The following is a 9,350-nucleotide window of genomic DNA, read 5'->3' as shown; positions in this document are numbered from 1 at the left end:
TTTCGCGCTGGTTCGATCGAACTCCGCGACCTTGCTGAATAATCAAGTGCCGCACCGTCAACATCGAGAGCGAGCGCCTGTTGAAAACGACCGGCCGGATCGCGCATCGTTCGTTTCCGGCGACGCGCGTCCGATTGGTTGTCGTGTCCATCTCGCGTCGGTCGCCCTGTCCTCTGAAAGGGGAACGAACGAAATGACGAACAGAGCGATCGTGGTGGTGATGGCGGTGGTGCTGGGCGGATGCATGACTGGCGAGATGCCCACGGTGGACCTGGGCATGGATGCCGAGAAGGGCGAGGAGCAGCGCGAGTCTCCGAGCGAGCGGCCCGAGTCGGGCGGCGGCGAAGACCCGATCCCGCACGACCCGCACGAGCTCCCGGAGTATCAGTGGGGCCCGACCGGAGCGTGCGCGTGCACGACGCTGGCGTGCGTGGTGAGCTGGGTGCGCACCAACATGGGATGCGGCCGGTGCATCACGTTCCAGTGCCCGTCGCCGCAACAGGATTGGCACGCGTGCGTCCCGTGTTCCTGCACGAGTTGTCACGGCTCGGTGCAGGAGGACGGTGACACGGTCGTCTGGAACGTTGACACAGCGTCAAGGTAGCGGCATCCTGCGGTCACGGAGGCGATAGGCATGAAGACGATCGACATACCCGATGCAAAGGTTCGCGTTCGCAACCTGGACGCGCACCCGCATCTTGAGTGCGAAGGGTTCGGCGTGTACGAGTGGGTCCCGGAGCGCGATGGCGACGGTGTCGCGACGGAGGTCCATCTCGTTCTCGACTTCCCCTCGATCCCGATGTCGGTCGTGCTGGGCATGAAGTCGGCTGACGCAGTGGACAGGCTGATCGCGGCCCTGATGCGCCACCGCAACGCCGTGTTCGGCGCGAGTGAGTCGTGACCGAAGACGAATTCCTCGCCGAGATCTATCCGCAGTGTCACGCCTGCCCGGCGTGCTGGGACGTTCCCTGTCCTGCCTGCCAGGCCGGAGGCGTGTGCGACGCGATCTGCGTGTGCTGGCCGGAAGAGGACGAGCGCGGCACGCTCGACGACTTGGGTGACGACGAATGAAGATCCGGCTGCGATGCTGGCTCGCGGCGCTCGACGTCGCGTTCTTCATCGGCCGTCTCTACGAGCCGCAGTGGCTACTCCGCCTGCGGTTGTGGCTCATCAGCAAGGCCAGCGACGCCACCGACTGGGGCGAGATCGAGCGGAGGTCTGGCGGATGACCGAGCAGGAGTTCATGTCCGCGTTGGGAGAGCTCGGGGGTGCCGTCGCCGCGGCGGATGCGTTTGAGGCGCTTGCCCGCCTCATGTCGTTCGCCCCGGTGTGGCTGGCCTTCGAACGCGGCGCGCTCGCGATGCAGGCTGAGTGCGCGCGCCGCGTGCGAGCGTACCCCGACCGAACGAAGATGGGCAACCCGGCAAGCCGGACTCGACGGTGTGGCGCATCGACTCGGTGCTGGCCGACGAGTTGGCAGCGCGCATCGAAGGCATCTACCTGGAGGATCTGTGATGGTGACGCGGCCTACGCCGTTCGGGACATACCTGCGAGCCGCTCGGCTTGGCTATCATCCTGTCCGCCTCCTGGGTGGCGCGTTCGTTCGGATGTCTGGCCGCGGTCCGTTCCTTGTGGAAGTCGTGCCTGCCGACGGGTTCCAGTTTCTGAGGGCGCTCGGGCATGACCACATCGTGTGGTGGGACGGACCGGAAGACATCATCGGGATGACGGGACCGCTCCTGCCCTGGATCGGCAAGGTCGTCGATCAGCCGATGACGTTCATGGTCGATGACGATGGCCGCGAGGTGAAGCCATGACCCGCGCCCGCGACACCGACTACGCCGGCGCGCTCGGCCGGGTTCCGCTCGCCCGCGTGTCCCCGCTCGGCCGCCACTGGGTGCTCCAACCCAAGGTCGACGGCTGCTACGCCCGGGTGACAATCGACAGGTTCGGTCGGATCGAGCGCGTATTTTCGCGAGCCGGCCGACATATCAGCGGAGAGCTCGTACAACACCTGTTCGGGGCCTTCGTGGGCTGGCCAAACTCCGAGCTGGTCGGAGAGCTGGAGGCCCACACCGAGGCCGGCAACCGCGCGGCCGCAGCGCGAGGCTGGCGCGCGTTGCACCTCTTCGACTGCATCCGCGCGGGCGGGCGCTACATCGGGCGCGAGCCGTACCGGGTCCGGCGCGACGTGCTGTGGCGGATGCAGTCAGAGGTCGTGAACCTCGGCTGCGAGCTCCCCTGGTACCAGGAGCAGCACGGCGCGCGCGATCGCAAGACCGGCCAGTGGACGCGCGCGGTGCCGACCGACTGGCGCCTCACGCCGATCGTGCCGCAGATCCCGGCGCGCCGGGCCGCGGAGGCGTGGTCGACGTGGGGCCCGGACGCCGGCGACGAAGGTCTGGTCGCGGTGAACCTGGATGCTCCGCTCGGAGCGCGCGGCGGCAAGCTGAAGGTGAAGCGCGCCGACACGATCGACGCGATCGTGGTCGCCACCGGGCCGGGCGCGGTGACCTGCGACTGGTCCGGCAAGCTCGTCACGGTGGCGGCCGGCGCAGCCCGGGACGCGCTCATCCAGCCGGGCGATGCGGTGGAGCTGGCGTGCGATGGGTTCTTCGACAGCGGGCATCCGCGATTCGCGCGGCTCGTGCGGGCGCGGCCGGACCTCGCAGGAAGGATGGCGTCATGAGGAGCTACCAGTTTCAGAAGGGCGACCACTGCGGCCGATGCTGCGCTCTCGGCCGGAGGAGCTTCCCGGTCGGCCGCCGCATGGTGCGGTTCGACGACGGGCGGTCCTATTGGTTCACCTTTTGCGAAGACCACCGAGACTACGACCCGGCAGACGCGGAACGACTTCGCCGCGCCGAATGTCGTGCGCGAGCCGCGTCGGCGCCGCCATGAGCAAGCGACGGCGGCGGAGAAACAGCGCGCGCGATCGGGCGGGGTTTCGTTGGAAAGAGATCGCGATGCCAGGCACCGTGAGCTGCATGGTTCTCGCCATCGCGATCCGGCCGCCGTGGAAACCGGGGTGGACACGGGCGCGGAGGCGCGGATACTGGGGGCTGTCATGAGCGGAGGCGCGTGGAACTACCAGCGGCACCGCATCGAGGAGCAGGCGAATCGGACCCGCGAGTTTCTGATGGCAGTGGCGAAGACGGAGGAGATCGTGGACAGAGCCGAGACGAACGACGACAGCAAGGAAGACGCTGCGCGCAGGCTTTACGATCTGTGGGTCGAGACCTTCGACCGGGTCCTCGGGCGATGAGCGAAGAGTTCTGCTACGAGCGCGGCTGTCAGTGCGTGCTCGCGCACCGGGGTCCCGATTTCGACGAACCGCCCGGGCAGGTCACGGCGATCCACCACCCGGCGGCGATCGGCGCGGTCACCCGGAGATGCCATCCGGGCCACGCGCGGCACGGGTTCGTGCAACACGAGCTCTACTGGTCACGGTTCATCGTGTGGTGCGAGTGCGGCGCGCCGCTGCACGTGTACGAAGAGGACGTGCGACGCGAGATGGAAGACCGAGAGCTCGCGGCGTGGTCGCAGTCGATCACGAACAGCATCTCGAACGGACCTTCGACCGCGAACGATCTCACGATCGAGAACCTCATGCTCGCGCGGGACCGCATGATGACGGCGATTTTCACTCGGTTCATGATTCCGCCCGAGGCGTTCGAGCCGTCCCTGGACGCAGGCGAGCGGTTCGATTCCTTCAGAGGGATGCCCGTCCCGTTCGGGACCTTCGGCACACGCATCGTCGAGCCGGCATGATCGACGGGACGACATCGGTCGACGCGGCGGCGATCCTGCTCCTGGTCTGCGCGGTCGGCGCGATCATCGCCATCACGTACGTTCACTTCGGGATCAGGACATACACGGGCGAGCGCGCCTCGCGTGTCCCCGATCGCGACAGTCCAGAGGACGTCCACGTGCTTCCGGTGTTCCCCGGCGAGCGAGAGCATCCCGCCTCGATTGATTGCTGGTGTGGTCCTCGCCGTGACGTCGAGGAGCCGCGTCTCGTCATCCACGAAAGGCGGGCGCAAGCGTGACCCCGATCGTGACGGGCGAAACGGTTCAGTTCGTTCTTGAGCGCGTCCATCCGGAGCACGCCGGTCACACGGTAAAGGTCTGGTGGAAGCAGGTCGAGCGCCCGTACGTGGCGCTTGTGTGCGACTGTGGTGACCACGTGGACCTGCACCGCGACAACTTTTTGTTCGAGCAGGCATGACCGTCATCGTCACGAGCGACTACTCGAATCTCTCGTCGGGCGCGATCACCGGCCGTCTGGGCCGCGAGCGGAAGGACGGCTCGCGCGGCCGCGCGCGCATGACGATCGAGATCAAGAGCGAGCCGATCGTGCACAACTTCGACGAGCTCCAGCTGGGCAAGGAGCCGGCCGAAGCGGTTGCGAAGGCGCTGGCCGACAAGGTCCGCGCGATCGGCGAGATCGTGCGCCCGGCGACCCAGCTGACGCGGAAGTACCAGGAGAGCGCGCATCAGCGCGGCGAGGCGTGGGTGCGCAGCCGATTCGGTGGCGCGCGGATGGGATCGCGAGCTCCCGACCCGGCGAATCGACGCTACTTCAACCACAGCGGCACGTTCGCAGACTCGATCGTCGGGACCGAGAATCGCACCGAGCGGAGCTGGACGATCAACGTCGCGGCGACGCGGCTCGATCCGCGCACGTCGCGCAACTCGACCGAGTTCGCGTTCATCACCGACGCGCTGCGCCGCTTGGTGCCCGAATTCGACGATCCGCGGAAGCTGGGGGACCTGGCGGAGGTGCGCGACGCGGTGGAGCGGTCCATCGAGGCGATGATCTTCAAGGCCGCGGCGCTGGACGATCGGCTCCGCTCGGCGCGGCTGATGGGCGCGCTGCGGGCGTTCCGGCTGGACGGGATGGCCCGCGGTCTCCAGAGTGTGTTTCTCGTAGGTTAGAGACTCCCCCCGCTGAAATGTTTGCGTAAATCCGCACTTTGTGTCCCCCTCAGTCGGGAGTGGCACGAAGAACGGTAACCAGCGGTGCACAAAACGGGCGTGAGGCCCTGAAGCCGGCCGCCGCCCCTCCTGCCGCCGGGGCCTCACCGCCCGTCTCTCGTTCACCGCCCGCTGGGAAGCGCCGCGCGGGCAACAAGCCGGGCTCCACGAAGTCGACCTTTGCCCCGGTGCCTGAGGCCGAGGTCAAGACGGTCGGCGAGCTTCTGTCCACGCTCGAAGGCGTGGCGAATCTGGAGGATCAGCTCTACGTCCGCATCCGCGCGGGCGGCACGGTCCTCGAGCAAGAGGCGCAGAACCGCGAGCTCCGCCTGCTCCGCGATCGCCGCCTGCAGCTGCGGTGGAAGGCGGAGATGGAGTCGGACGCGCGCCTGGCCGCGGCGCTCGAAGAGATGAACAAGCGGCAGGGGTCGAAGAACGGGAATGCAATCCGACGCGACGTGGCTCCGGCGCCGCCGCCGGCGCGAAGCAAGGGCACTCTGCAGTGACGAGCGGCTGGTCGACTACGGGATCCTGCTCTACACCGTCGAGCAAGACCCTGAAGGCGTCGAGATTCGTCCGGACGGGCCACGCGTCGTGCGCATCCGAGAGCCGGAGCAGTTCGGCGGCATCTTCGACACGCGCACGTTCGAATGGATCGACGAGTCGGCCAACCCGGTCGTGTGGATGGTCTCGGAGGAGCAGCGCCGGCTCATCCTGCACGGCGATGACTGCCCGCTCCAGATCGTGTGTGAGGGAGCCGAGGGAGCTGGCAAGACGACCGGCGTCCTGGCGCGCTGGCAGATCCTTCGCGCCCTCGACAACGCAGGCAAGAATCTCGAGTTCGGCTGCGTCGCGCCGACCGAGGCTCGACTCGAACGCGTTCGGCAGGCGCTCGTCGAGGCGATGCCGAAGGAGTGGTATTCGTATCGCCAGCGCGATTGGCTCTTCACGTTCGCGCTGGGGCATCAGCTGCGTCTGGTCTCTGCACACCAACAGTCCGAGGAAGAGGGCTCGCGTGTGCAGGGCTACGACTGGGCGGGCGGCGGCGGAGATGAAGCGCAGGACATGCTGCGGATCATCGAAGACGTTCGCGCGCGCGGCCGGCGCGCGCCCGGCGGACGGATGCCGATGATGCTCACCGCGACCGTCAAGGGCAATCCGAAGTATCGGTCGTTCCGCGACCAGTGGCAGAACACGCCGAACTGCGGGATCAAGAAGTTGAACGGGTTCACCAACCCCTACGTCGCGCCGGAGTACTGGGAGCAGCGCAAGCATCAACTCTCGCCGCGCGAGTATCGCCGGCGAGTCCTGGCCGAAGACGTGGGCCCGGAGCTCGCGACCTACCCGGCGTGGGATCGCGAATACAACCTTCGGCCGGTCCCCGACATCGGCGCGGAGGACATCACCTCCGAGATCCTGCGACCGTGGGGCGCGTTCTCTCTGCTCGGCGGGCACGACCCGGGCAAGCTGGTCGACGTCACGCTGATCGCGAAGGCGTACCGCGTACAGGGCTGGCGTCGCCACGCATGGTGGATCGTCGGCGAGGTGAACTCCGACCTGACGACCACGGAGGAGCACGTCGACAACCACCTGCTCCCATACTTGCGGACGACGTGGCGATGCAATGACGTGGACTGGCGCGGCAAGACGCCGGACACGAACCGCCGCATCCTGGTCCGGCTCGATCCGTACTCCGACAGCGGCAACGACAACCGCAAGCCCGACAGGAGCGTCTACACGATCTTCCGCAAGCGAAACATCAGCGTGCTGCCCGGCGCGACGAAGGTTGTCGGCACCGAGTCGAAGCCGGCGAACGTTCCGAAGGAAGCCGGGATCGAGATGGTCAACAGTCTTTTCTGCAACGCAGCTCTCGAGCGACGACTGTTCGTGGCGTGCGACTCGAAGCGCCAGCCGGTGGCGCCGCGGTTCGTCAACGCGATCGAGACGAGCGAGCGCGACGCGAACGGAGACGCCGAGAAACAGAAGAAGGACCGCAAGGACGTCTCGCACTGGCCCGCGGCCGGCCGCTACATGTTCTGGCAGTTGGAGAAGCCGAGCGTGGCGATGGAGCAGGCCAAGTGACCGTCTCGATCCTGGAGACGTTGGCGATCACCCCGACCGGTGAGCCGGGCCTGCCGCTCAGCCTCGAGTCGCTCGGCTGGTATCTGAGAACGCACTGCGACAAGAAGGAGGACAAGGATCGGGAGGCGCGCCACCGTCGGCGCGACGTCCTCTATCGGGATGGCGGTGTGGAGTACATCCTCCAGCTGATCGAGCAGGTGTTCACGCACGATAAGGTCCGCCAGCTGCGCGCCGCGTGGGCGCCGTATGCGAGGTTTTCCAACCCGCTGAAGGTGATCGTCAACCAGCTCTCCACGGTCTACTCGGAGCCCGCCCGGCGCACGGTCAGTGCCACGGAGGGGGCGAACGCGCAGGCGTACAGCGATCTCCTGGATGCCGTCGATTTCGACGTCATCGCGCAGGAGATCAATCGCCTTTACAACCTGCACCGCATCCTCCTCGCCGGTTTCCGCGTGCGCACGCTGCCCGACGGATCGCGGGAGCCGCTGGTGTCGGTGGTGACGCCGACCGACTTCCGGGTGGTGTTTCACCCGAACGACACGACGCTCCCCGTTGGCTACCTCATCCGCACCGCGTCGCGATCGATGCGCGGCTTGTCGGCGCCTCTCCCCGCGTGGGTGCTCTGGACCGATCACGAGCGCGTCCAGCTGACCAAGGACTTCATGCCGATCCCGGGCTCGTACTTGGTCCACGGCGTCGGACTGTGTCCGTACATCGTTATCCGCCGCTCGTCGGGCCTCCCAGACTTCTGGCCGGGCGAGGAGGGCGAAGATCTCGCGGCGGCGGAGATCGCCAACTGGTTCACCAACCTGCTCTTGCTCAAGGAGACCAAGAGCGCCAACAAGCAAGCGATCACGACCGGCGGCAGCGAAGCGCTGCGCGGTCAGGCAGCCGACATCGAGGTGCCGTCGGAGCTCCCCGAGGGGGCGTCCATGGTCACCGTCGATCTGTCGATGGACCTCACGCTGTTCAAGGGCACGTCGGAGCACATCCAGGACAGCGCGGCGAACGACTACGGGATCAATCAGTCGATGAGGAAGCACCAAGGCGTGCAGTCCGCCGACGCGCGCGAGCTGATGCGGGTCCCGCTGCGCGAGCTCCGCAAGGAGCAGCTCCCCATGTTCCGCCGGTTCGAGCGTCGGTTCGCGCTCCTCATGGCCGCGGTGATGAAGGTGGACCTGCCGCGCGAGGCGTTCATCGTCGAAGAGTTCGGCGTCGACTTCGGCGAGATGCAGCAGCCGATGATGCCGGAAGAGGAGCTGACCGTCTTTGAGAAGATGCGCCAGCTCGGCATCGACAACGTCATCGACTACCTGCGCCGGAAGGATCCGGACCTGACCGAGGACATGGCGCGCGCGCAGGTCGAAGCCAACGTCGCGACCAGCACCTGGCACCTGGGTCTCCTCCGCGAGTTCCAGGCGCTCGCGGGCGGGATGGCGCAGGGGGTGACGGCGGAGCCTGGCCAGGACGGCGCTACGCCGCAGGAGCAAGCACCGCCGCAGAAACCAGTGTCGATCTCCGAGGGCAAGGCCGCATGATGGCCCTCGTTCGACGGACGCGCACGGCCGAGCGTCCAGAGCGCCGACGGCTCCGACGGTCGCTGCACGGGTGACGACGGCCCTGACGGTCGAAGGAGAGAGGAATGAACCCGGACCCGAACAACCCTACGGGACAGCCACCGACCACACCGCCAGCCCCGGCGCAAGGGGCACCCGCGCCGAGCGAGGCCGATCGTCCAATGACGCGCGCCGAGTTCGCTGCAGCGCAGGACAGCATGTTCGCCAACATGCGGCGGATGGTCGAAGGGATCGTCAGCAAGCCACCGAAGACCCCGGCCGCGCCGGGCACGCCCGCTCCGACGGAGGCGGGTGCGGCACCGGCCGCGCCAGTCGACGTCAGCGCGGCGATCCGGCGCGAGCGCGAGATCAGCGAAGCGATGGGAGACCACCCGCACCTCGGGAGGGAACAGCGCGCGATGATCCGAAGTCTCATCGACGCGGAGAACCCGAGCGACGTGCAGGCGTTCATCGCGGCCAAGGCGAAGGTCTTCCCGGCGGCGGGTCCACCACCGACCACCCCGAATCCGGGCGCACCGCCAGCGGGCGGGCGACCAGTCAGCGACGGAGGAGCGCCCGCTTCGGCGCCGCCGGTCACCGAGGACACCCCGCTCTGGAAGATGGACCAGATCAGCCGCGATCGGCTGATCAAAGAGAAGGGGCTTACCTGGTTCCGCGCGAAGCTGAAGGAGCAGGCCAAGGGCACCCGGGTGCAACTCCGCCAGCGCTGACGGA

General features: G+C 67.4%; 15 protein-coding genes. All 15 read left to right on the top strand.

Annotated elements, in window-relative coordinates:
- A partial coding sequence (locus VFX99_RS03530; protein ID WP_329664936.1) for a hypothetical protein occupies positions 1 to 604 on the top strand: 604 nt, incomplete at its 5' end.
- A 30-nt stretch (positions 605 to 634) separates the two neighbouring features.
- Positions 635 to 901 carry a hypothetical protein gene (locus VFX99_RS03525; protein WP_329664935.1) on the top strand — a complete coding sequence of 89 codons (267 nt, stop codon included), beginning with the start codon at positions 635 to 637 and terminating at the stop codon, positions 899 to 901.
- Positions 898 to 1,071 (top strand): hypothetical protein, encoded by a 174-nt coding sequence (locus tag VFX99_RS03520; RefSeq protein ID WP_329664934.1) that lies wholly within the window; start codon positions 898 to 900, stop codon positions 1,069 to 1,071. The genes VFX99_RS03525 and VFX99_RS03520 overlap by 4 nt, the downstream gene beginning before the upstream one ends.
- Positions 1,068 to 1,229: a hypothetical protein gene (locus VFX99_RS03515; protein WP_329664933.1), complete on the top strand. Its 162-nt coding sequence runs from the start codon at positions 1,068 to 1,070 to the stop codon at positions 1,227 to 1,229. Before VFX99_RS03520 ends, VFX99_RS03515 begins: the two co-directional genes overlap by 4 nt.
- A gap of 142 nt (positions 1,230 to 1,371) precedes the next feature.
- Positions 1,372 to 1,515, top strand: a complete 144-nt coding sequence (locus VFX99_RS03510) for a hypothetical protein (RefSeq protein WP_329664932.1) — start codon at positions 1,372 to 1,374, stop codon at positions 1,513 to 1,515.
- Between the two features lie 125 nt (positions 1,516 to 1,640).
- Positions 1,641 to 1,817: a hypothetical protein gene (locus VFX99_RS03505; RefSeq protein WP_329664931.1), complete on the top strand. Its 177-nt coding sequence runs from the start codon at positions 1,641 to 1,643 to the stop codon at positions 1,815 to 1,817.
- Entirely contained in the window at positions 1,814 to 2,689 is an 876-nt protein-coding gene (locus tag VFX99_RS03500; RefSeq protein WP_329664930.1) for a hypothetical protein, read from the top strand. Before VFX99_RS03505 ends, VFX99_RS03500 begins: the two co-directional genes overlap by 4 nt.
- A 183-nt stretch (positions 2,690 to 2,872) precedes the next feature.
- Positions 2,873 to 3,265 carry a hypothetical protein gene (locus VFX99_RS03495; RefSeq protein ID WP_329664929.1) on the top strand — a complete coding sequence of 131 codons (393 nt, stop codon included), beginning with the start codon at positions 2,873 to 2,875 and terminating at the stop codon, positions 3,263 to 3,265.
- The gene (locus tag VFX99_RS03490; RefSeq protein WP_329664928.1) at positions 3,262 to 3,771 is read left to right on the top strand and encodes a hypothetical protein; all 510 of its coding nucleotides are present in this window, start codon (positions 3,262 to 3,264) and stop codon (positions 3,769 to 3,771) included. Before VFX99_RS03495 ends, VFX99_RS03490 begins: the two co-directional genes overlap by 4 nt.
- A gap of 274 nt (positions 3,772 to 4,045) precedes the next feature.
- Positions 4,046 to 4,228 carry a hypothetical protein gene (locus VFX99_RS03485; protein ID WP_329664927.1) on the top strand — a complete coding sequence of 61 codons (183 nt, stop codon included), beginning with the start codon at positions 4,046 to 4,048 and terminating at the stop codon, positions 4,226 to 4,228.
- A complete protein-coding gene (locus VFX99_RS03480; RefSeq protein ID WP_329664926.1) occupies positions 4,225 to 4,938 on the top strand; it encodes a hypothetical protein in 714 nt (237 codons plus the stop codon). Before VFX99_RS03485 ends, VFX99_RS03480 begins: the two co-directional genes overlap by 4 nt.
- A gap of 227 nt (positions 4,939 to 5,165) precedes the next feature.
- Positions 5,166 to 5,483 carry a hypothetical protein gene (locus tag VFX99_RS03475; RefSeq protein WP_329664925.1) on the top strand — a complete coding sequence of 106 codons (318 nt, stop codon included), beginning with the start codon at positions 5,166 to 5,168 and terminating at the stop codon, positions 5,481 to 5,483.
- On the top strand, positions 5,419 to 7,059 hold the full coding sequence (locus VFX99_RS03470; protein ID WP_329664924.1) for a hypothetical protein: 1,641 nt from the start codon (positions 5,419 to 5,421) through the stop codon (positions 7,057 to 7,059). Before VFX99_RS03475 ends, VFX99_RS03470 begins: the two co-directional genes overlap by 65 nt.
- Entirely contained in the window at positions 7,056 to 8,597 is a 1,542-nt protein-coding gene (locus tag VFX99_RS03465) for a hypothetical protein (protein ID WP_329664923.1), read from the top strand. Before VFX99_RS03470 ends, VFX99_RS03465 begins: the two co-directional genes overlap by 4 nt.
- A 200-nt stretch (positions 8,598 to 8,797) precedes the next feature.
- Positions 8,798 to 9,346 (top strand): hypothetical protein, encoded by a 549-nt coding sequence (locus VFX99_RS03460; RefSeq protein ID WP_329664922.1) that lies wholly within the window; start codon positions 8,798 to 8,800, stop codon positions 9,344 to 9,346.
- The last annotated feature ends 4 nt before the right edge of the window (positions 9,347 to 9,350 follow it).

Origin of the sequence: Microbacterium sp. (assembly GCF_036277215.1) — a bacterium.
GTDB lineage: Bacteria > Actinomycetota > Actinomycetes > Actinomycetales > Microbacteriaceae > Microbacterium.
This window is presented reverse-complemented; position numbering and strand designations above follow the sequence as displayed.